We start from the raw sequence: 21,434 nt of genomic DNA, 5'->3' as shown, positions 1-21,434 counted from the left end.
CGAGATGACACACGATAACTATCCACGCGATCTCATTGGCTATGGCGCACAGCCACCGCACGCCCGCTGGCCGGGCGGTGCGCGTATCGCGCTGCAGTTCGTGCTCAATTACGAAGAAGGCGGCGAGAACTGCGTGCTGCACGGCGACGCCGCGTCCGAGCAGTTCCTGTCCGAGATCGTCGGCGCCGCGGCCTATCCGGCCCGGCACATGAGCATGGAGGGCATTTATGAATACGGCTCGCGTGCGGGCGTCTGGCGCATCCTGCGCGAGTTCGAACGCCGCAAGCTGCCGCTGACGATCTTCGGCGTGTCGATGGCCCTGCAGCGCCATCCCGAGCTGACGCGCGCGTTCGTCGACCTGGGCCACGAGATCGCCTGCCACGGCTGGCGCTGGATCCATTACCAGAACCTGGACGAAGCCACCGAGCGCGAGCACATGCGCATCGGCATGGAAATCATCAAGGAACTGACCGGCGACATGCCGCTGGGCTGGTACACCGGCCGCGACAGCCCCAACACGCGCAAGCTGGTGGTGGAGCACGGCGGGCTGCTGTACGACGCCGACTACTACGGCGACGACCTGCCCTTCTGGACCGAAGTGGAGGTGACCGGCGGCGAGAAGAAGCCGCACCTGGTGGTGCCGTACACGCTCGACTCCAACGACATGCGCTTTGCCACGCCGCAGGGTTTCAACACGGGCGAGCAGTTCTTCCAGTACCTGAAGGACGCCTTCGACGTGCTGTACGCCGAAGGCGACCCCAGCGGCCAGGACCAGCCGAAGATGCTGTCGGTGGGCATGCACTGCCGCCTGCTGGGCCGCCCGGGACGTTTCCGCGCGCTGCAGCGGTTCCTGGACTACGTGCAATCGCACGACAAGGTATGGATCTGCCGGCGCGTCGACATCGCGCGCCACTGGATCGACACCCACCCGTACCGGAGCCAGGCATGAGCCAGAACACCTACACCATCACCCAGCTGAATGCGATGCCCGAAGCCGAGTTCATCAAGGTACTCGGCGGCATCTACGAACACTCGCCGTGGTTTGCCGAAGCGGCCGCGAAGCAACGCCCGTTTGCCAACACCGCCGAACTGGCCGCCGCGCTGCGCGGCGCGGTCGACGCGGCCGGCCAGGACGCCCAGGTCAAGCTGGTGCGCGCCCACCCGGAACTGGCCGGCAAGGCCGCGGTACGCGGCGAACTGACCGCCGAATCCACGCGCGAGCAGGCCGGAGCCGGCCTGGACCAGTGCACGGCCGAGGAATTCCAGCGCCTGCAGGACCTGAACACGGCCTACAACCGCAAGTTCGGCTTCCCGTTCATCCTGGCCGTGCGCGGCTACGACCGGCACGGGATCATCGACGCTTTTGCAAGGCGTATCGAGAACGAGCCGGCGGTGGAGTTGCAAACATGCATCAACCAGATTCACCGCATTGCGCAGTTCCGCCTGAACGACTTAGTATCCGCCTGAAAAAAAATCCACGGCAGTAAAGAGAGAGAAATTCAGGAACGTTCAGCGACGCAGCATCGCTGTAAAACAGGTACCTCGGCCGCGCCGGTCCCCACTGCACCGGCAGACTTCCGTGCACGGCCGAGGTACCACGCAGAAGAAGACCCCGTCAGGGTCCCGGCACACAAGAAAACGTTCTGAGCAGCATCACAACCACGGAGGTCTTACATGACGAAGCAGTACAAGCCGGCTCTCAAGCTGGCGGCAATCGCGGCTACCCTTTTTTCCGGCGCAGCCATGGCCCAGTCCAGCGTCACGCTGTACGGCCAGGCTGATATGTTCGTCGGCGGCATCAAGAACCCGGGCAGCAATGACCGTGCGTTCGTGGCCAACTCCGGGGGCATGCAAACCTCGTACTGGGGCATCAAGGGTACCGAGGATCTGGGTCTGGGCACGAAGGCCATCTTCGACCTGAACGGCTTCTTCCGCACCGACAGCGGCAGCGGCGGCCGTTTCAACGGCGACTCGATGTTCAGCCGTAACGCCTACGTCGGCCTGCAGAACGACCGCTACGGCGCCGTCAAGCTGGGCCGCAACACCACGCCGTACTTCGTGTCGACGATCCTGTTCAACCCGCTGGTTGACTCGTACGTCTTCAGTCCGATGATCTTCCACACGTACTTCGGCGCCAACAACGGCACCGTGTACGACCCGGGCATCATCGGCGATTCGGGCTGGAACAACTCGATCGTCTACTCGACGCCGAACTTCGGCGGCCTGACCGCCAACTTCATCTACAGCTTCGGCGAATCGGCCGGCAACTCGAGCAAGAACAAGTGGGGCGGCAACGTGACCTACTTCTCGGGCCCGTTTGCGGCAACGCTGGCCTTCCAGCAGGTCAAGTTCGACAACACCCCGTTCGACCTGACCAACCCGCCGACCACGCCGAACGCCAACACGCCGTACATCGTTGGCTTCGACAAGCAATCGGCCGTACAGGCTGGCGCGTCGTATGACTTCAAGATGCTCAAGGTCTTCCTGCAAGGCCAGTACATCAAGACCAACGTGAACGCCAACGCCAACGGCGACATCAAGCACATCGACGGCCAGGGCGGCGTTTCGGTGCCGGTGGGCGCAGGCAACGTGCTCGCGTCGTACTCGTACGGCCGCGTGCTGAACGAACTGTCGAGCTTCAAGCGCAACACGTTCGCGCTGGCGTACGACTACAACCTGTCCAAGCGCACCGACGTCTACGCGGCGTACTACTACGACAAGATCACGGGCCTCGAGCACGGCGACAGCTTCGGCGTGGGCGTCCGCCACAAGTTCTGATCCTGCATTCGGTATTACCGCGGAACTGAAGCCTGCCCTCGCGGCAGGCTTTTTTCTTGCGCGTGACAGTCTCTCTTGCGCCACAATGCTGCGCCGCAGCGCAATCTTGCGCAGATGCAGCAGGATCGGAAGCCATTGCTTCATAGGCCGATTCAATTGGCGCCTCCCCCCCGTTCTACCTAGATTGGTCTTCCGGACTGTGTGCCGGACCACGTAAACCAGGACGAGTGAGGTGACGCATGCGGCGCTATGTGAAATCCCGATCGGAACTGATGGCCATCCTGAGCCAGTGCCTGGATAACAACCCGGAATGCGGTGAGGTGGAATTGCATGCGATGCGCGTGCATTCGCCGGACCACACCGGTTGCAACTGGAGCGCTGAGGTCGATTTTCGCCAGGACACCTTCGACGATCTGGCACAGCAGATGGCCGCGGCCCGTTCGATCATCGTGGTGATGCGGGAGCAGTACAACGTGTTGCAATAGCCAGGAGTATTGGCTGGCGCGCACGCCAATCGTGCGTACTGACCCGCCGACGCGCTGACACCCCGGCAGACGTGCCAGCGCACCGACAAAAAAACCGGGCCGCGAGAGTCTCTCGCGGCCCGGTTTCCTTTTTCGACCATCAGATCTGCAAAACTCGCAGATCGGGACGCAGTGCTTAGCGGATCGCGCCAGCCTCCGCCACGGCCACGGCCGTCATGTTGACGATGCGGCGGGTGGTGGCCTGCGGGTTCAGGATGTGTACCGGCTTGGCGGCGCCCAGCAGGATCGGGCCCACCGTCACGCCCTGACCGCCCGTCATCTTGAGCAGGTTGAACGCGATGTTGGCGGCATCCAGCGTCGGCATGACCAGCAGGTTGGCGCTGCCGGCCAGCTTGGTGGTGGGCAGGAAGTGGCGGCGCACGTCCTCGTCCAGCGCGGCATCGCCCTGCATTTCGCCTTCCACTTCCAGTTCCGGCGCCACGCGGGCCAGGATCGCGGCAGCGTCGCGCATCTTGCGTGCCGACGGACGCGTGGACGAACCGAACATCGAGTGCGACATCATGGCCACCTTCGGATGCAGGCCGAAGCGTGCGATTTCCTTGGCGGCCAGTTGCGTGATCGCGGCCAGTTCCTCGGCGCTCGGGTCATCGTTCACGAACGTGTCGGTGATGAACAGCGTGTGCTTTTCCAGCATCAGCGCATTCATGGCGGCGAACACCTTGGCGTCCGGCGCCAGGCCGATCACGTCGCGCACGTGTTCGAGATGAGCCTCGAAGCGGCCGACGGTGCCGCACAGCAGCGCATCGGCGTCGCCCATGTGCATCAGCATCGTGCCGATGAGCGTGTTCGAACGGCGCAGCGCCACCTTGGCCATGTCCGGCGTCACGCCATCGCGGCCACGCAGTGCGTGGTATTCCTCGTGATAGGCGCGGTAGCGCGGATCGTCTTCCGGATTGATCAGTTCGAAGTCGACACCGGGGCGCAGGCGCAGGCCGGCCTTCTCGATGCGCATCTGGATCACGTGCGGACGGCCGATCAGGATCGGACGGGCCAGGCCTTCGTCCACCACGCCCTGCACGGCGCGCAGCACGCGCTCTTCCTCACCCTCGGCGTAAGCCACGCGCTTGGGCGCGGCCTTGGCGGCAGAGAACACCGGCTTCATGATCAGGCCGGTGTGGTAGACGTAGCTCGTCAGTTGCTGGCGGTAGGCTTCCAGGTCCTTGATCGGACGCGTGGCCACACCCGACTCTTCCGCAGCCTTGGCCACGGCCGGCGCGATCTTCTCGATCAGGCGCTGGTCGAACGGCGTGGGGATGATGTAGTCAGGGCCGAACTTCAGCTCGCGGCCGCCGTAGGCAGCGGCAACGGCATCGTTCAGTTCGGCTTCGGCCAGCTCGGCGATGGCCTTCACGCAGGCCAGCTTCATTTCTTCCGTGATCTTCGTGGCGCCGCAATCGAGCGCGCCGCGGAAGATGTACGGGAAGCACAGCACGTTGTTCACCTGGTTCGGATAGTCCGAACGGCCGGTGGCGATGATGCAGTCCGGACGCGCGGCCTTGGCCACTTCCGGGCGGATTTCCGGCTCCGGGTTCGCCAGCGCCAGGATGATGGGCTTGTCGGCCATGGTCTTGACCATGTCGCCGCTCAGCACGCCCGCGGTGGAGCAGCCCAGGAAGACGTCGGCGTTCTTGACGATGTCGGCCAGCGTGCGGTCGGCCGTATCTTGCGCGTAACGGGCCTTGTTGGCTTCCATGTTCGCGTCGCGGCCCTGGAAGATCACGCCCTTCGAGTCGACCACGAAGACGTTCTCGCGCTTCACGCCCAGGCTCACCATGGTGTCCAGGCAAGCGATGGCGGCAGCGCCGGCGCCCGACACGGCCAGCTTGACCTTGGCGATGTCCTTGCCCACTACCTTCAGGCCGTTCAGCAGTGCCGCGGCCGAGATGATGGCCGTGCCGTGCTGGTCGTCGTGGAAGACGGGGATGTTCATGCGCTCGCGCAGCTTCTTCTCGATGTAGAAGCACTCGGGCGCCTTGATGTCTTCCAGGTTCACGCCGCCCAGCGTGGGTTCCAGCGCGGCGACGATTTCCACGATCTTGTCCGGATCGCGCGCATCGAGTTCGATGTCGAACACGTCGATGCCTGCGAACTTCTTGAACAGGCAGCCCTTGCCTTCCATCACCGGCTTGCCGGCCAGCGGACCGATGTCGCCCAGGCCCAGCACGGCAGTGCCGTTGGTGATCACGGCCACCAGGTTGGCGCGCGAGGTGTACTCGGCGGCCATCGCGGGATCCTTGTGGATCTCCTCGCAGGCGTAGGCCACGCCCGGCGAGTAGGCCAGCGACAGGTCGCGCTGGTTGGACAGCGCCTTTGTGGCCGTTACCTGGATCTTGCCCTTGGTCGGGCTGCGGTGGTATTCCAGCGCGGCCAGACGCAGTTGTGCTTCGGGGCTGTTCGGGGCGTGTTGCGGTGCATCACCGCTGGTCTTGCTGCTCATTCTGCTTGTCCGGAAAGAGAAGGCGAAAAAAATCGAGCAGTCATTCTAGCCCAGCCATACCGTGCCGGCAGGCCTTTGCAATGGTCCGGACAGTGTTTTTACGGCGCGGAGGCGAAAAACGGCTTTTACCTCACGGTAGCGAATACGATTCGCCCCTCGGCGCGACCTGCCGGTAGACGAATGTCGACGAATGCATGCCGGTTTTTCATTACTTCTGGTCCTTCTGGACTTCCAGCGTGATGCGCTGCGGTCGCCCGCTTTCGCCCGGGAAATTGGCGAACGCGCTACGGATCATGTAGGGCATCACGGCCGTCAGGTCGCCGCCCTCGGTGGTGTTGCGCGCCGTCACCTGGTAGACCCGCTTGCCGCTGGCAGCATCCTTGAAGAACACCCGCAGGTTGGAGAACGTCACCGGCACATCGCGCACCACGGTCTGCGGCGGCCAGTAGCCCGGCCCCCAGCCATACGGCCCCCACGGGCGATACCAGCCGTACGGCCCCCAGTACGGGCCATACGGGCCATACCAGGGATCGGGGTAGACGGTTTCCGCCACGCGCACGAAGCCGGGGGCGGCGTCATATTCCATCGTCACCAGGTAACGTGCCTGCCTGGGCGGCGCCTGTTCGAAGCCGATGCCGGACAGGACCTGGGACAGCCACAGCTCGTAGGTCTGGCGATCAAGCTGTGCGTCCTGCTGCGGCGCGTGGTCGAATGCGTAGGTACGCGGCGCGTCATTGCTCCATCCCGCGTCGCGGAACGCGGTCACCTCGGTGGTGACGGTGCTGGCGCAGCCCGACAACCAAAGCGCGCCCAGCGCCAGCCATACCCCCAGGCCACCCCGGCCACGCTGCACTCCCCAGGAAACCGCTGCTTGCCACATCGCCATACCTCGTTATTTTTGGTTCGGTCACGTTTCCTCAGACACGATCGGGGCGGCCGAATTCCCACGCCGGCCCCGGTGCAACGCAGGCCTGAAACTGCTTGGCTACAATGGGGGCTTCAGGGCCGGTTCTTACCGTTCAAGGCCCGCCGCCCCCGGTCACCCGAAGACAGGATCTCCCCATGCTGCGTACCGACACGCCCGTTACCGTCTATCGCAAGGACTATACCCCGCCCGCGTTTGCCATCGATCATGTCGACCTCGTGCTCGACCTCGACCCGCAGCGCACCATCGTCACCAGCACGCTGAAGCTGCAGCGCACCGGCGCCGCCGATGCCCCGCTGGTACTAAGCGGCGAAGCGCTGGAACTGATCGGCATCAAGCTCGACGGCCAGCCGTTCACCACCTGCCGCGCCGAAGACGACACGCTCACGCTGACCGGCCTGCCCGCGCAGGGCACGCTGGAAATCACGGCGGCCTGCAACCCGGCAGCCAACACCACGCTGTCGGGCCTGTATGTCTCGAATGGCAACTTCTTTACTCAGTGCGAGGCCGAAGGCTTCCGCCGCATCACGTATTTCCTGGATCGTCCGGACGTGATGACCACCTACCGCGTGACGCTGCGCGCCGACCGCGCCGCCTGCCCGGTGCTGCTGTCCAACGGCAACCTGCTGTCGCAGGGCGATCTGCCCGATGGCCGCCACGAGGCCGTCTGGGAAGACCCGTTCCGCAAGCCGTCCTATCTGTTCGCGCTGGTGGCCGGCAAGCTGGAACGCATCGAAGAGAAGATCGTGTCGGCGTCGGGCAAGGAAAAGCTGCTGCAGGTCTGGGTAGAGCCCCAGGACCTGGACAAGACGCGCCATGCCATGGATTCGCTGATCCACTCGATCCGCTGGGACGAGCGACGCTTCGGCCTTGAGCTTGATCTGGACCGCTTCATGATCGTCGCCGTCAGCGACTTCAACATGGGCGCGATGGAAAACAAGGGCCTGAACATCTTCAACACGAAGTACGTGCTGGCCAATGCGCAGACCGCCACCGACGTGGACTTCGCCAATATCGAATCGGTGGTGGCGCACGAGTACTTCCACAACTGGACCGGCAACCGCGTGACCTGCCGCGACTGGTTCCAGCTGTCGCTCAAGGAAGGCCTGACCGTGTTCCGCGACCAGGAATTCTCGGCCGACATGATGGGCTCGGAGTCGGGCCGTGCGGTCAAGCGCATCGAGGATGTACGCGTGTTGCGCCAGGTGCAGTTTCCCGAGGATGCCGGCCCGATGGCCCACCCGGTGCGCCCCGACAGCTACGAGGAAATCAACAACTTCTACACGGTCACGGTCTACGAGAAAGGCGCCGAGGTCGTGCGCATGTACCAGACCCTGCTGGGCCGCGACGGCTTCCGCCGTGGCATGGACCTGTACTTCAAGCGCCATGACGGCCAGGCCGTGACCTGCGACGACTTCCGCGCCGCCATGGCCGACGCCAACGGCCGCGACCTCAAGCAGTTCGGTCTCTGGTACGGCCAGGCCGGCACCCCGGTGGTGACGGCCCGCACGCAATGGGATGGCGCTGCCGGCGCCCTCTCGCTGACGCTGACGCAGCGCTGCCCCAAGGTCGGCATCGAGACCAAGGCCGGCTCGCCGGACAAGCAGCCGTTCCATATCCCGTTCGCGCTGGGCCTGATCGACGCCGCCGGCAATGACCTGCCGCTGCAACTCGACGGCGAAGCGCAGGCGGCCGGCACCACGCGCGTGCTCGATTTCACGCACGCCGAACAGACCTTCCGGTTTGTGGGCCTGCCCACGGGCGCCAAGGCCCCGCTGCCTTCGCTGCTGCGCAATTTCTCGGCGCCAGTGATCGTCGACTACGAATACACCGATGCCGAGCTGACCTTCCTGCTGGCGCACGACAGCGATGCATTCAACCGCTGGGAAGCCGGCCAGCGCCTGGCAACGCGTGCGCTGCTGCAACTTGTGGCCGATGTGCAGGCCCAGCGCGAACTGAAGCTCGACCCGGCGCTGGTGGCGGCCTTCCGCACCGTGCTGACCGATGGATCGCTGAACCCCGCGTTCCGCGAGCAGGCCCTGATGCTGCCGGCCGAGGCCTATCTGGCCGAGCGCATGGGCGTGGCCGATCCGGCCGCCATCCATCGTGCCCGCCTGTTCATGCGCGAAGGGCTGGCCCGCACGCTCAAGGCCGAATGGCTGGCCGCCTACCAGGCCAATGCCACGCCGGGCGACTACAGCCCCGATGCCGACTCGATGGCAAAGCGGGCGCTGCGCAACCTGGCGCTGGGCTACCTGGCCGACAGCGGCGACGCCGACTTGCAGGCGCTGGCCGACCAGCACTACCAGCAGAGCGGCAACATGACCGACCGCTTTGCCGCGCTGTCGGCACTGGTCAACAGCTTCGCGCCGGGCCGCGAGCATGCGCTGGCCGATTTCTACGAGCGCTTCGAGGACGACGCGCTGGTCATCGACAAGTGGTTCTCGCTGCAGGGCATGCAGCGCGGCGAGGTGGGCCCGCACGCCGGCAAGCGCACGATCGACACGGTGCGCGCGCTGATGGAGCACCCCGCCTTCAACCTGCGCAACCCGAACCGGGCGCGGTCGCTGATCTTCAGCTTCTGCTCGGGCAATCCGGCCCAGTTCCACGCCGCCGACGGCTCGGGCTATGCATTCTGGGCCGATCAGGTGCTGGCGCTCGACGCCATCAACCCCCAGGTGGCCGCACGGCTGGCGCGGGTCATGGATCGCTGGCAAAAGTACGAGATCCCGCTGCGCGACCGCATGCGCGCGGCGCTGGAGCGTGTGGCGGCGGCGCCCACGCTGTCGCGCGATGTGCGCGAAATCGTCAGCAAGGCGCTGGCAAGCTGATGTGTCCTCCAAGGCGCACGGCGGGCTGAAAACGGCCTGTCCGTTGCGCCGGCCCTGTAGAATGGCGGCCATCCAAGGAGAACCCACCATGACACGCATCAGCCTCACCCGCTATCTGGTCGAGGAGCAGCGCAAGCACAATACGATCCAGCCGGAACTCCGGCTGCTGATCGAGGTGGTTGCGCGCGCCTGCAAGGCCATTTCCAACGCCGTCAGCAAGGGCGCCCTCGCGGGCGTGCTGGGCTCGGCCGGCACTGGCAACGTCCAGGGCGAAACGCAGCAGAAGCTCGACGTGATCGCCAACGAAGTGCTGCTGGACGCCAACGAATGGGGCGGCCACCTGGCGGCCATGGCGTCCGAGGAAATGGACTCGTTCTACGAGATCCCGAACCGCTACCCGAAGGGCGAATACCTGCTGCTGTTCGATCCGCTCGATGGCTCGTCGAACATCGACGTGAACGTGTCGATCGGCACGATCTTCTCGGTGCTGCACATGCACAAGCCGGGCGAGACCGTGACCGAGAGCGATTTCATGCAGCCGGGCACGCACCAGGTGGCGGCCGGCTACGCCGTGTACGGCCCGCAGACCACGCTGGTGCTGACCGTCGGCAATGGCGTGCACATGTTCACGCTGGACCGCGAGGCCGGCAGCTTCGTGCTGACCCAGTCGGACGTGAAGATCCCGGAAGACACCAAGGAATTCGCGATCAACATGTCCAACATGCGTCACTGGGCACCCCCGGTGCGCCAGTACATCGACGAATGCCTGGCCGGCGACGAAGGTCCGCGCGGCAAGAACTTCAACATGCGCTGGATTGCGTCGATGGTGGCCGATGTGCACCGTATCCTGACGCGCGGCGGCATCTTCATGTATCCGTGGGACAAGCGCGAACCCGAGAAGCCGGGCAAGCTGCGCCTGATGTATGAAGCCAACCCGATGGCGTTCCTGGTCGAGCAGGCCGGCGGCGCGGCCACCAACGGCCACGAGCGCATCCTGGACGTCCAGCCCACCAAGCTGCACCAGCGCGTGTCGGTGGTCCTGGGTTCGAAGAACGAGGTGGACCGCGTCACGCGCTACCACCAGGAAGCGGCCAGCAAGGCCTGATCCGCCGGCACCACTGCGGAACTTCCATGCAAACAGGGCGCCTCGGCGCCCTGTTTTCTTTGGTTCTTCGGAGAATTCCGGCTTCGGCCTTCTCCTTTCCCTCCGCCTTCCCTTCCGTCTTCCCTTCCGTCTTCCCTTCCGCTTCCGGCAGCCGTCAGAGGGCGATCTGCCACTGCATGCGCCACGTGACCGAATCGCCGGCGGCCAGACTGCGCAGCCCCGTGCCCTCCCAGCCGCGCACCGACAGGTTGACCGCATCGGCCACATGCGACACGGGCTCCAGGCACACGAAATCGCAGCCGCCCGGCGCATGCAGCACCAAGTGATCCAGTTCCTCGCCGGCCCGTAGCGTCAGCATGGCGCCGTCGGGCCGCTTCAGCGTCGCCATGCGTTTCCAGCCGCTGTAATAGACGCTCAGGTCGGTCTCCGGCAGATGGCGCTCGCGCAGGAAGCGCTCGCGATCCCCCACCACCGTACGGCCCGTAGCGACGCCGCCAGCGTCGGCCGGCCACATATGCAACGCGTCGAACTGCAACCGCATGCCCGGCACACGGGCAAGGAAGGGATGAAAGCCGCCACCAACCGGCATGGCCGTTTCGCCATCATTACGGATCATCAGTTCGGCATCGAGGCCGTCTTCGGTCAGCCGCAGCGTCTGCCGGGCATGGATCGGCCAGGGCCAGTCGCCGCCTGCCGGTACATGGGCCAGCGCCATGACGATACGGTCGCTGGCCTGCTCGATGACCGCCCAGGCGCGCGCATGCCCGAAGCCGTGCATCGCATGGGCCTGCCCCGGATGGGCGGGCAGATCGATATCGCGCCCGTCCCAGTGGAACCGGCCCTCGCGGATGCGGTTGGAGAACGGCAGCAAGGGATAGCTGCCGGCCTTGGGCCACTGGAACGCGTCGAAGCCTTGTTCCAGCGCCTGCCGCGGCATGGGCGCCAGCCAGTCGATGACACGACCATCGTCACGCTTGGTTCCGAACGACGCCATGCGGCCGCCGGCGGCCGGGGCTACCGTCAGCGTATGCGCGCCCGCTTGCAACGTATGAAGGGGGCCGGGTGGAAGCCAGGGCATGTCAATCCTCGACAAGTCGACTCCCCTCTCCCGCGCGGGAGAAGGGAAAAACCGCCTACTTTAGCAACACCTCGGGCAGCCACAGCGAGAACGCCGGCACATAGGTCACCAGCAGCAGCGCGGCCACCAGCGCACCGTAAAACGGCCAGATCGTGCGCATGACCTGCCCCACCGACACGCCGCCAATCGCGCAACCCACGAACTGCGTGGTACCCACGGGCGGCGTATTGAGCCCCAGCGCGCAGTTGATCAGCATCAGCATGCCGAATTGCACCGGGCTCATGCCGTAGTGCATGCAGATCGGCAGGAAGATCGGTGTGCAGATCAGGATGGTGGCCGCCATGTCCAGGAACGTGCCCAGGATGAACAGCATCACGTTCACCATCAGGAAAATCACCCACGGGCTGGTGGACACCGAACTCAGGAACTGGCCCGTCAGCTCGGCCACGCCGTAAAGGCTGATCATGTAGCCGAACGTGGCTGAAATGCCAATCAGCAGCAGCACCACGCCGGTGGTCTTCACCGCCTTGGCCGCCGCCTTGATGAACTGTTCCTTCGTCAGCGAGCGGTACAGGAACACGGTCAGCGTCAGCGCATACAGCACGGCGACGGCGGCCGATTCGGTGGCGGTGAACACGCCCGACAGGATGCCCGCCAGGATCAGCACCACCACGAACAGCCCCGGCAGCGCGGCGGCCAGCGAATGGCCCACGATCTGCCAGCCGGGGAACGTGCCGGACGGATAGCCGCGGCTGCGCGCCACAAAGTAGGCGGCCGCCAGGTTGCAGATCGTCAGGATCAGCGCCGGCAGCACGCCAGCCAGGATCAGCGCGGCAATCGACACCTTGCCGCCCGCGGCCAGCGTGTAGATGATCATGTTGTGGCTGGTCGGCATCAGCGCACCCACCAGTGCCGCGTGGGTGGTCACGTTGACCGCGTAGTCGGCGTGATAGCCCTCGCGCTTCATCATCGGGATCATCACCGCGCCCATGGCGGACACGTCGGCCACCGGCGAGCCCGAGACCCCGCCAAACAGCGTGCAGGCCACCACGTTGGACATGCCCAGGCCGCCGCGCACATGACCGGCCATCGACTTGGCGAAGTTGACGATGCGGTCGGCAATGCCTCCATACAGCATCAGCTCGCCCGCGAAGATGAAGAACGGGATCGCCAGGAACGAGAACGCGTTCATGCCCGACGTCATCTGCTGGAACACCACGGCCAGCGGCAGGCCTTCGTACAGGATGGTCGCCACGGCCGACAGGCCGATGGCGAATGCCACCGGCACCCCGAGGATCAGGAAGCCGAAGAAGCAGACGGTAAGAATGATCAGTGCCATGCCGGCTCCACTTCCGTGCCTTTCAGCACCGCAATGATGTGTTCGATCGAAAACAGCACGATCAGTGCGCCCGCGATGACGGGCGGCACGTAGCGCCAGCCCTCGGAAATGCCCAGCGTCGGCAGCTTGTAGTCGGCCACCGAGTGCGCCAGGAACGCGCAGTTGTATGCCATGACGGCGCCGAACACGCCCACCAGCACGTGGATCAGGATTTCCAGCTTGGTGCGCAGGTGATCGGGCAGCATGATGAGCAGCGATTCCAGGCCAATATGGCCGGCGTCGCGCACGCCCACGGCGGTACCGAGCATCGTCACGTACAGCACCAGCAGCATCGCGATGGATTCGGCCCAGGTGGGCGTGTCGTTCAGCACGTAGCGGCCGAAGACCTGGTACAGCACCGCAATCACGAGCAGCAGCAGGCCGAAGACGCCCAGGCCCAGACAGGCGCGGGCCAGCGTGGCGCAAAAACGGGTGTAGGCATTGGCGCGCACGGCGCCCGCATCAGCGGCGGGCCCGTGAGCGCCATCTGCCGGCGTGGCCGGCGTGGGGGATGGCGAAAGCATGATGGATTCCCTGCAACCTGACGTCGGCGGATTACTTCGTTTCCTGCGTGCGGCGCACCAGGTCCTTCATCTGCGCGCTGGTGATGAAGCGGTCGTACACGGGCTTCATCGCGGCCTGGAACGATGTCTTGTCCACCTGGATGATCTGCACGCCGGCGGCCTCCACCAGCTTGCGCGACTTCAGCTCGCGCTCGTCCCACAGCTTGCGCATGTAGGGCACCGAGTCCCTGGCTGCCTGGCGCACCATGGCCTGGTCTTCCTTCGACAGGCGATCCCATGCCACCTTCGAGAACATCAGCATTTCAGGTGCCATCGAATGCTCGGTCAGCGAGTAGTACTTGGCGACCTCGAACTGGCGCGAGCTTTCGTAGCTGGGCCAGTTGTTCTCGGCGCCGTCGACCAGGCCGGTCTTCAGCGCGGTGTAGACCTCGCCCCACGGCATCGGCGTGGCATTGGCATGCATGGCTTCGAGCAGCGACACCCAGAGGTCTGACTGCTGCACGCGGATCTTCATGCCCTTGGCGTCGGCCAGGGTCTTGATCGGGCGCTTGGTCGTGTACATCGAGCGCGACCCGCTGTCGTACCACGCCAGGCCGATAAAGCCGTTCTTCTCGCACGACTTCAGGATGTCTTCGCCGATCGGGCCGTCCAGCACGTGGCGCATGTGCTCGGTGGAACGGAACAGGAACGGCATCGTCGGCACGATGGTGGCCTCGCAGATGTTGTTCATCGCGGCCGAGTTCACACGCACCATCGACAGCGCGCCAATCTTGGTCTGTTCGATGGCGTCCTTCTCGCTGCCCAGCGCGCCTTGCGCGAAGACCTTGATCGACATCTTGCCGTTCGAGCGCTGCTTGAGCAGATCGCCCATGTAGCGCACGGCCTGCACGGTCGGGTAGTCGTCGGGATGGATGTCGGCGGAACGGAAATCCGCGGCGTGCGCGCCGACCGGCATCGCCACGGCTGTTGCAAGTGCGGCCATCAGGGTACCCAGGCGGGTACGCGCGAAGTGTTTTTGAAACATGTGTCTTGCCTCCAGTGTTATCAGAGTTATTTGTCGTTCAAGTCAACACATTGCCCGGCCCGCCTGGCTCGGCGGGCCGTCTTCGGAACCTGATCAGTCGCGCAGCACGGGCTCGGGCGTGCCGCGCACGCCGGGACGCAGTGCCACCACGGCACCGGACAGCGGATCGGTGTCGTCGGTACGGATCGACGTCACATAGAGCGTGTCGAGGCCGCTGCCGCCGAACGCGCACATGGCGGGCTTGGCAAAGGGCACCGCCAGGCTGCGGTCCAGCCGGCCATCGGGCGTGAAGCGATGCACCTGGCCGGCATCGTTGCCGCAGATCCAGTAGCAGCCATCGGCATCGACCGCCGCGCCATCGGGCCGGCCCGGGTAGCGGTTCATGTCGATGAAGACGCGGCCATTGGCCGGCGTGCCCGTATCGATGTCGTAGTCGTAGGCCCACACCGCCCGCCGGGCCGGATGCGAATCCGACACGTACATCGTGCGGCCATCGGGGCTGAAGGCCAGCCCGTTCGGCGTGATCATTTCGTCGCGGATCATGTCCAGCGCACCCGTGCGGGCATCGAGGCGATACAGCTTGCCGTCGGTGGCGGCCAGCGACATGTCCATCACCATCGTGCCGGCCCAGAAGCGGCCCTGCCGGTCACAGCGACCATCGTTGAAACGCATGCCGTCGCGCGCGTGCGCCACCGTGGCCATCCGCTGCAGCGCAGGGGCTGGCTGCCCCGTCACCAGTTTTCCGATTCGGAAAATTCCGGTCTCCATTGCAAGCAGCCAGCCGCCGTCGGCCGTCATGGCCATGCAGCCGGCCATCTCGGGTACGGCCCAGTGGTTGGTGCGGCCGCTGGCCGGATCGAAGCGCCACAGCGTGCGATTCGGGATATCGGTCCAGTACAGCGCGGCCTCAGCGGCGTGCCAGACGGGGCTCTCGCCCACGCCGCAGCGCATGTTGCCGATGCGTTCGAAAATATCGGACATGACCTGTTGCCCCCTTAATCGCCGAACGGGCCGGCCTTGACGAAGGCCCCACCCTGGTACCAGCCGGCCGGATCGTCCGCGGGCAGCGGCGGCACCGATTCCACCTTGGCGCGGAACTGCTCGGAAGACTCCACGGGCCTGAAGCCCAGGCGCGCGGCCTTGCTGTTGTCCCACCAGCTGTCGCGATTGGCCGAAGCGCCATAGACAATCAGAAAACCAACATTCGGCACGAAGATGGCGCGCTTGATCAGTTGCTCCAGGTCGTCATAGCCGAGCCAGGTGACCATCATGCGGCGATCCCTGGGCTCGGGGAACGACGAGCCGATACGCAGCGCCACGGTATCGATGCCGTAGCGGTCGCTGTAGAAACTGCCCATCTGCTCGCCGAACGCCTTGCTGACGCCGTAGTACCCATCGGGCCTGGCCGGCGTATCGGCATCGAGCACTTCACCCTGCCTGTAGTAACCGATGACGTGATTCGAGCTGGCAAAAACGACGCGACGCACGCCGTGGCGGCGCGCAGCTTCGTAAATGTTGTACGTGCCCTGGATGTTGGCGGGCAGGATTTCCTCGAACGGCCGCTCTACCGACACGCCGCCAAGATGGACGATCGCGTCGACGCCCTCCACCAGCGCATGTACGGCCCTGGCGTCGGAGAGGTCGCACGTGACCACCTCTTCCTGCTCGCGGGCTTCGCCCAGGCTGGCGATATCGGAAACGCGCACCACATCGGCATGGCGCTTCAGTCGGTCACGTAGGACTTTTCCGAGATTGCCGGCGGCGCCGGTCAGGAGAATGCGATGGCAACGGGTAGGGACGCCGTCGAGCGGGTCTTGGGAGGTCTGAGACATGGTGTCGGGCTGCACAGGTGCGCGGTACCAGCTCATCGCGCACAAATGGCTGAATTGGGTGTTATTGATCTGTCGTCATACAACGCAACTGGAATCTAATCGCCCGCTCCATTCCGGTCAAGGTGAGATCACCTCAGTAAATTCCCTAGAAGTTTTAAGATACAGACATGCAGACGTTAATTGCTGCCATGCGGATTTCTCTCACGCATTCGAGTGAGATTTTCCATTTCGACGCCCTCGAAAACGCTTGCCAAAATCCCCATGAATCGGCCATAGAAAACGGTTTCTCGTTGAATTTAAATAACTTACGTGAAACTGACAGCAGTTTGCTGCAATGCAAATTAAGCAAATACCGAATTCGGAAAAGCACCAGACTGGAGCGTAATTGGATGGTATTTGATACTGGACGCCAGTGTTGCTGATCCACCCAATGTCTCGTCGTATGTCTTGCTCTGTTATTTTTCTGTAAGGTACGATGTCATAGGACATCAGATCACATCGATTGCCTTTCCCAATCGATTTGGACTGCGTGTCCCGGCGCCTGGGAATCACTTCCCTGCGCGCCTCCCATGCTCGCCGGTGAAGGGAATGCACAAGCCGATTCACTTCGGCAACAGAAGTCGAACAAGCATTTGGCACCGGCTCTTCCGCAGCAAAAACGAAATAACAAGCCAGGATGGAGACCAACATCATGAAGCGAGCCCTTGCGCCCTTCGTCACGACAGCAGCGCTAGCAGCCATCGGTGCCGCGGCACCGGCCCAGGCCCAGTCGAATGTCACGCTCTACGGCATCGTCGACACCACGATCCGCTACACCACGAACGAGAGCGCCGCCGGCAACGGCAAGCTGCAGATGACGGACGGCGTGCTGACCGGCAGCCGCTGGGGCCTCTATGGCGTGGAAGACCTGGGACGCGGCTACCAGGCGCTGTTCGTGCTCGAATCGGGCTTCTCGCCCGATGCAGGCCAGAGCCTGCAAGGCAACCGCCTGTTCGGCCGCAAGGCCTATGTCGGCATGCAGGGCGACTTCGGCACGATCACGCTGGGCCGCCAATTCACGGTGATCCACGAGGTCATCGCCAGCTATGACGCCATGGCGCTTGCCAACCTTGCCATCGTCGGCTTCCAGGGCGGCAACTACACCGGCGGCGTACGCCAGGACAACATGGTCAAGTACGCCGGTAAATTTGGCGGCTTTACGATTGCAGCCCAGCATGCATTCGGCGAGCAACCGGGCAGCGTGGCGCGATCGTCGTCGACGGGCGGCAGCCTGACCTACGCGGCGGGTCCGTTCATGGTGGCCGGTGGCTACCAGATCATGAAGGACACCACGAGCTACTACGGCGTGACCGTGCCGAACAGCGACCAGAAGGTCTGGACGCTCGGCGGCACGTACACCGCCGGCCCGGCCACGATCTACCTGGGCTACACGAACAGCAACGTCGACAACGCCGGCTACAAGAACCAGGCCGGCTACCTTGGCGCCAAGTATCAGTTCGATCCGGCATGGTCCCTGATCGCGATCGGTACGTACGACCACCTCAAGCATGCCAGCGATTCGGGCAACCGCTTCACTGGCGCGCTGATGCTCGACTACGCTTTCAGCAAGCGTACCGACGTCTACCTGGAAGCCGACTACACGACGCTGACCGATGCCTGGCGCACGCTCGGCGCGCAGTCGACGTTCCAGACGCCGTTCTACGGTCACGGCAGCCGCGTGGGCGTGATGGCCGGCCTGCGTCACAAGTTCTGACGCCCTGATCCGCAAGCCGCCCACACGGCTTGCGGTCAATCCGGAAAAGGGGGCGGCTTCGCCCCCTTTTTGCCTCAAGCGATCCACCGCGCCTGTGCGATCCTTACGCCTGTTGTTGCAGCACCGCCCAGTCAGCGGCGGCAAGATTCCGGGCGGGCCGCCCTGCAGGATTCCCAAAAAATCTGCACGAAGGGCTTCACAAACCCGGAAGTCACTGATATGATCGCTGGCTCTATCCGATTCGACGCAAACGCAGCAACGGCGCGGATCGCAGCGATAGAACAGGTTTTGCAAGTCAGGTTTCGCCGGTGTAGCTCAGTTGGTAGAGCAGCGCATTCGTAATGCGAAGGTCGTAGGTTCGACTCCTATCTCCGGCACCATCACTTGAAGTAGGAAGGGCAACCCATTCGGGTTGCCCTTTTTGCTTTGGTGCCTGCTTTTCGGTGCTATCCCCTTCGAAGTGCAGCCCCTTCGGTGCCAGCCACAACACCGGCCACATCCACCCCACCCACGGGGCCGACAGCTTCCTTCACCACTCCCATCATCAAGTCCTCCACGTCGCTGGACATCCGGATTGGATGACGGAAATTCCAGGCACGAAACGCCGCGCAAAACCGTGGCGTCAGCTAAATCGGATTTGTCTCAATAACATTTCAAGGGACGATGCAGGCCGGTCACGACACCACGCGCGGATGGTAGACCGGCTGCCATGCCTCGCCAATGCTGGCGCGCATCGGCACGAATCCATCGCACCCCAGAATCTGCAGCACCACCGCCTCCATGCGTTCGACCGACGCCGACTTGGGCAGATGCTCGACGACGCCGTACGTCTCCAGCGACACCGGCACGTGCAGCCACATGTTGTCGGACAGCAGCAGGATGCGTGCATGGGGCAGCGTCTGATGCAGCCGGCGCAGCAGGTACCAGTTGTCGCTGGTGTCGCCGGACATGCCGTAGACCACGATGGACGTTTCCAGGCCGGGCTCAAGCGCCACGACGCCGCCCGGATCCACGGCACGCACGGCGCCGATGCCCGGCATCCGCTCCAGCAGCCGTTGCATGCCCAGGCGCACCAGCGGTTGGTCTTCGATTACGAGTGCGGTCATGTTGCGTCTCCCCTGGCGTCTGGTTTTGATTCGGGAGACTCAGCAAACGGCGTGCCAGACAATTCCTGACCCGTCACGCAGATCGCGTGCAACCACCGATTGGCCGAAATGCCATGCGTACAGCGGCTTTGTCGGTTTCGCGCACCCGCGCATGAAAGACAAGGCGCCAAGCATGCGGGCGCCAGGATGTTACGGGCGACGTAACGTGTCACCCCGGGGCCGTAACGTGCAGCCCCCCCCCCAACCCGAACTTCCAGACGGAACGGCGAACCGGCCGCCAGCCCCGCGGCAACCGGCCGGTGCCGGTGTCGGCGCCTGCCCGGCCCGGCCTCGCCCGAATCAGGTCACCGTGATGCGGTCTTCGATCACCCGCACCTGGCCGCCCGTCTTGTCTTCCATGACCTTCAGCACCTTGTGCCCCACCTGCAGGGTCACGCCGCCATGAATGCGGCGGCCCACCGCGATCACCGCGTCGCCCGACGGCTTGATCTGTTCGTTCAGCTTCGCGATTTCGGCATCGAGTTCGAACAGGTCGCGATTGATCTTGTACATCGTGGCGCGCGCCTTCTCGCGAACGTCGCCCTGCGCGCGCTCCGGATTCTTGGCGAAGAAGGCAACCAGCTGCTGCAGCTTGGCCTGGTCGTCCAGCACCTTGCGGCGGCGCGCTTCCAGCTCGTCCTTCTGCTGGTCAGCGAACGGGTTCAGGCCAACCTGCACGGCCGTGGCCGATCCGGCGGGTGCGCCCAGGGTTGCCACGCTGACCGACTGCAGTGCGCGCGTACGACCGCCGCTGATGCTGCCCTGGGACGTGGGCGTGCCAACCACCACGCGTTCGCCCGCCGACACATCGCTCTGGCGGATGCCGCTTTCGACCACCACCTCGGTCTCCGCCTCGACGATCGCGTTCTGGATATAGCGCGCATGCACCGCGCCCTTGGTGCGCACGCTGGCTACGTCGTTGGGGTCGCCACCGTGGGCGGAGTCCGCCTTGCCGATGATGCCACCCTTGACGATCACGTCGCCGCCCGCCTCCACATGGGCCGCCTCGATGGTGCCCTGCACAACCACGTCGCCGGTGACGCGCACCGACATGCCCGTACGGATATCGCCCGACACACGCAGCGACCCATCGAAATTGACGTTTCCCGAATGCAGGTCCACGGCATCCACGTCCACCACGGGGCTGACGATCACGCCGTTCGGCAGCACGCGCGGCGATCCGGCGATCACCGCGAGCAGCAGGTTCGGGTCGTTGGGGTCGGCGGCCACACCGGTCAGGTCTGCCGCATAGGGGGTATCCACCACGGGTTCGGCGGCAATCGGCTTGCCCAGCACGTCCATGCCGTCCTTGCCGGATCTGGCCGGAGTGCGGCGCATCAGCGCCGTACCGGGATTCACCAGCAGCAGGCTGCCAAGGTCGCGCAGGTCGACGCGTTCGTCCTCGTTGTCGGCCTGTTCCGGCCGCTTCTGCTGCACCAGGCTGTCGAAGCGGGCCGTCTCGCCCTGCACGGGCGCCACGCCGCGCGCGATCTCGCGGCCTTCGCAACTGCCCGCCTCCAGCGCCACGCCAATGGCCGCCGAGTCGAGCAGCGCCACCACACCCATCGACGCCGCAGCGGCGGCAATATCGCTTTCCTCGATGATGCGGCCGCCTTCGGGCGGCATCAGCGTCAGCTGCAGCTGCAGCTTGTCGGCGGTGATCTCCAGTTCGAAGGCGCCGTCCAGCACCGTGCCGATCACCGCGTCGATTTCACGGTCGGTCAGCTGGCACTGGGTCAGGAATCCGGTCACGGCGGCCTGGTCCAGGCGCGCCCCCTGCCAGCCGTGCTCGGCCAGCGATGCTTCCAGCGCCGCCCGGTCCGGCGGCAGCCGGCCGGTTTCCGGTGTAAAACACGCCCTTACCTGATCGCCCGGCTGGTTGAGTTCCAGGCGTAATCCCACGTCCGCGTTCATGGCTCCCCGCTTTCTCGTTCTGCATGGCGCCATGCCGGCTGGGGTTCGTGCCCCGGGGTCCTTCCGCTTGGACGGCCGTACCTGCGCCAACTCTGCTTGTCGTGATCGAAGGTTTAACGGCAGGCGCACGAGTGAGCTTTAGCCCACAAAAGTAGGGGGCCGGTG

General features: G+C 64.6%; 17 protein-coding genes and 1 tRNA gene. 8 read left to right on the top strand and 10 right to left on the bottom strand.

Translation table 11 applies throughout. The annotated features are described in order from the left end of the window. Positions 1-4: 4 nt before the first annotated feature. From puuE to ACOABP_RS13430, 4 genes are all read left to right on the top strand, one after another. Positions 5-949 (top strand): allantoinase PuuE, encoded by a 945-nt coding sequence (puuE, locus tag ACOABP_RS13445; RefSeq protein ID WP_474225553.1) that lies wholly within the window; start codon positions 5-7, stop codon positions 947-949. Further along, positions 946-1,467, top strand: coding sequence for a 2-oxo-4-hydroxy-4-carboxy-5-ureidoimidazoline decarboxylase (gene uraD / locus ACOABP_RS13440; protein WP_474225551.1), 522 nt, complete (start codon positions 946-948; stop codon positions 1,465-1,467). Before puuE ends, uraD begins: the two co-directional genes overlap by 4 nt. Positions 1,468-1,674: 207 nt before the next feature. Then, positions 1,675-2,778 (top strand): porin, encoded by a 1,104-nt coding sequence (locus ACOABP_RS13435; RefSeq protein ID WP_066739018.1) that lies wholly within the window; start codon positions 1,675-1,677, stop codon positions 2,776-2,778. Positions 2,779-3,017: 239 nt separating this feature from the next. Beyond that, positions 3,018-3,263, top strand: coding sequence for a hypothetical protein (locus ACOABP_RS13430; RefSeq protein WP_029051014.1), 246 nt, complete (start codon positions 3,018-3,020; stop codon positions 3,261-3,263). A gap of 175 nt (positions 3,264-3,438) precedes the next feature. On the opposite strand, the gene ACOABP_RS13425 is transcribed toward ACOABP_RS13430, so the two are convergent. Together ACOABP_RS13425 and ACOABP_RS13420 are read right to left on the bottom strand one after the other, a co-directional pair. Next, positions 3,439-5,760: an NADP-dependent malic enzyme gene (locus tag ACOABP_RS13425; protein ID WP_066739019.1), complete on the bottom strand. Its 2,322-nt coding sequence runs from the start codon at positions 5,758-5,760 to the stop codon at positions 3,439-3,441. A 208-nt stretch (positions 5,761-5,968) separates the two neighbouring features. Beyond that, complete coding sequence (locus tag ACOABP_RS13420; RefSeq protein WP_474225549.1) at positions 5,969-6,640, bottom strand: DUF4136 domain-containing protein; 672 nt, start codon at positions 6,638-6,640, stop codon at positions 5,969-5,971. A gap of 182 nt (positions 6,641-6,822) precedes the next feature. On the opposite strand from ACOABP_RS13420, the gene pepN reads away from it, so the two are divergent. Both pepN and ACOABP_RS13410 read left to right on the top strand, forming a co-directional pair. Continuing rightward, positions 6,823-9,516: an aminopeptidase N gene (gene pepN / locus ACOABP_RS13415; protein WP_474225548.1), complete on the top strand. Its 2,694-nt coding sequence runs from the start codon at positions 6,823-6,825 to the stop codon at positions 9,514-9,516. 88 nt (positions 9,517-9,604) lie between these two features. Then, positions 9,605-10,621, top strand: coding sequence for a class 1 fructose-bisphosphatase (locus ACOABP_RS13410; protein WP_066739021.1), 1,017 nt, complete (start codon positions 9,605-9,607; stop codon positions 10,619-10,621). Between the two features lie 154 nt (positions 10,622-10,775). Here ACOABP_RS13410 and ACOABP_RS13405 read toward each other — a convergent pair whose 3' ends face one another. From ACOABP_RS13405 to ACOABP_RS13380, 6 genes are all read right to left on the bottom strand, one after another. Continuing rightward, positions 10,776-11,699, bottom strand: a complete 924-nt coding sequence (locus ACOABP_RS13405; RefSeq protein ID WP_474225547.1) for an aldose 1-epimerase — start codon at positions 11,697-11,699, stop codon at positions 10,776-10,778. 55 nt (positions 11,700-11,754) lie between these two features. Then, complete coding sequence (locus tag ACOABP_RS13400; RefSeq protein ID WP_066739023.1) at positions 11,755-13,038, bottom strand: TRAP transporter large permease; 1,284 nt, start codon at positions 13,036-13,038, stop codon at positions 11,755-11,757. Next, a complete protein-coding gene (locus ACOABP_RS13395) occupies positions 13,029-13,601 on the bottom strand; it encodes a TRAP transporter small permease (RefSeq protein ID WP_474225546.1) in 573 nt (190 codons plus the stop codon). The genes ACOABP_RS13400 and ACOABP_RS13395 overlap by 10 nt, the downstream gene beginning before the upstream one ends. A 31-nt stretch (positions 13,602-13,632) precedes the next feature. Then, the gene (locus ACOABP_RS13390; RefSeq protein ID WP_474225545.1) at positions 13,633-14,625 is read right to left on the bottom strand and encodes a TRAP transporter substrate-binding protein; all 993 of its coding nucleotides are present in this window, start codon (positions 14,623-14,625) and stop codon (positions 13,633-13,635) included. A 93-nt stretch (positions 14,626-14,718) separates the two neighbouring features. Beyond that, entirely contained in the window at positions 14,719-15,606 is an 888-nt protein-coding gene (locus ACOABP_RS13385; RefSeq protein WP_474225544.1) for an SMP-30/gluconolactonase/LRE family protein, read from the bottom strand. A 14-nt stretch (positions 15,607-15,620) separates the two neighbouring features. Further along, positions 15,621-16,457 carry an NAD-dependent epimerase/dehydratase family protein gene (locus ACOABP_RS13380; RefSeq protein WP_474225543.1) on the bottom strand — a complete coding sequence of 279 codons (837 nt, stop codon included), beginning with the start codon at positions 16,455-16,457 and terminating at the stop codon, positions 15,621-15,623. Between the two features lie 691 nt (positions 16,458-17,148). Here ACOABP_RS13380 and ACOABP_RS13375 point away from each other — a divergent pair. Both ACOABP_RS13375 and ACOABP_RS13370 read left to right on the top strand, forming a co-directional pair. After that, positions 17,149-18,210: a porin gene (locus tag ACOABP_RS13375; protein WP_474225542.1), complete on the top strand. Its 1,062-nt coding sequence runs from the start codon at positions 17,149-17,151 to the stop codon at positions 18,208-18,210. A gap of 304 nt (positions 18,211-18,514) precedes the next feature. Further along, a tRNA-Thr gene (locus tag ACOABP_RS13370) sits at positions 18,515-18,590 on the top strand. 294 nt (positions 18,591-18,884) lie between these two features. Here ACOABP_RS13370 and ACOABP_RS13365 read toward each other — a convergent pair. Further along, positions 18,885-19,316: a response regulator gene (locus ACOABP_RS13365; protein WP_474225541.1), complete on the bottom strand. Its 432-nt coding sequence runs from the start codon at positions 19,314-19,316 to the stop codon at positions 18,885-18,887. A 339-nt stretch (positions 19,317-19,655) separates the two neighbouring features. Beyond that, positions 19,656-21,269: a DUF342 domain-containing protein gene (locus ACOABP_RS13360; protein ID WP_474225540.1), complete on the bottom strand. Its 1,614-nt coding sequence runs from the start codon at positions 21,267-21,269 to the stop codon at positions 19,656-19,658. Positions 21,270-21,434 lie beyond the last annotated feature (165 nt).

The sequence above is a fragment of the Cupriavidus sp. HE11 genome (assembly GCF_056097175.1).
The sequence above is the reverse complement of the archived record's forward strand: the minus strand, read 5'-3'. Positions and strand labels throughout refer to the sequence as shown.

What these genes read in the sequence shown, in the direction of transcription:
- puuE (WP_474225553.1), top strand. Translation starts at nt 5, where the DNA reads ATGACACACGATAACTATCCACGCGATCTCATTGGCTATGGCGCACAG.
- ACOABP_RS13365 (WP_474225541.1), bottom strand. Translation starts at nt 19,316, where the DNA reads ATGACCGCACTCGTAATCGAAGACCAACCGCTGGTGCGCCTGGGCATG.
- ACOABP_RS13380 (WP_474225543.1), bottom strand. Translation starts at nt 16,457, where the DNA reads ATGTCTCAGACCTCCCAAGACCCGCTCGACGGCGTCCCTACCCGTTGC.
- ACOABP_RS13385 (WP_474225544.1), bottom strand. Translation starts at nt 15,606, where the DNA reads ATGTCCGATATTTTCGAACGCATCGGCAACATGCGCTGCGGCGTGGGC.
- ACOABP_RS13405 (WP_474225547.1), bottom strand. Translation starts at nt 11,699, where the DNA reads ATGCCCTGGCTTCCACCCGGCCCCCTTCATACGTTGCAAGCGGGCGCG.
- ACOABP_RS13430 (WP_029051014.1), top strand. Translation starts at nt 3,018, where the DNA reads ATGCGGCGCTATGTGAAATCCCGATCGGAACTGATGGCCATCCTGAGC.
- ACOABP_RS13425 (WP_066739019.1), bottom strand. Translation starts at nt 5,760, where the DNA reads ATGAGCAGCAAGACCAGCGGTGATGCACCGCAACACGCCCCGAACAGC.
- ACOABP_RS13400 (WP_066739023.1), bottom strand. Translation starts at nt 13,038, where the DNA reads ATGGCACTGATCATTCTTACCGTCTGCTTCTTCGGCTTCCTGATCCTC.
- ACOABP_RS13420 (WP_474225549.1), bottom strand. Translation starts at nt 6,640, where the DNA reads ATGTGGCAAGCAGCGGTTTCCTGGGGAGTGCAGCGTGGCCGGGGTGGC.
- ACOABP_RS13375 (WP_474225542.1), top strand. Translation starts at nt 17,149, where the DNA reads ATGAAGCGAGCCCTTGCGCCCTTCGTCACGACAGCAGCGCTAGCAGCC.
- ACOABP_RS13410 (WP_066739021.1), top strand. Translation starts at nt 9,605, where the DNA reads ATGACACGCATCAGCCTCACCCGCTATCTGGTCGAGGAGCAGCGCAAG.
- pepN (WP_474225548.1), top strand. Translation starts at nt 6,823, where the DNA reads ATGCTGCGTACCGACACGCCCGTTACCGTCTATCGCAAGGACTATACC.
- ACOABP_RS13435 (WP_066739018.1), top strand. Translation starts at nt 1,675, where the DNA reads ATGACGAAGCAGTACAAGCCGGCTCTCAAGCTGGCGGCAATCGCGGCT.
- ACOABP_RS13360 (WP_474225540.1), bottom strand. Translation starts at nt 21,269, where the DNA reads ATGAACGCGGACGTGGGATTACGCCTGGAACTCAACCAGCCGGGCGAT.
- ACOABP_RS13395 (WP_474225546.1), bottom strand. Translation starts at nt 13,601, where the DNA reads ATGCTTTCGCCATCCCCCACGCCGGCCACGCCGGCAGATGGCGCTCAC.
- ACOABP_RS13390 (WP_474225545.1), bottom strand. Translation starts at nt 14,625, where the DNA reads ATGTTTCAAAAACACTTCGCGCGTACCCGCCTGGGTACCCTGATGGCC.
- uraD (WP_474225551.1), top strand. Translation starts at nt 946, where the DNA reads ATGAGCCAGAACACCTACACCATCACCCAGCTGAATGCGATGCCCGAA.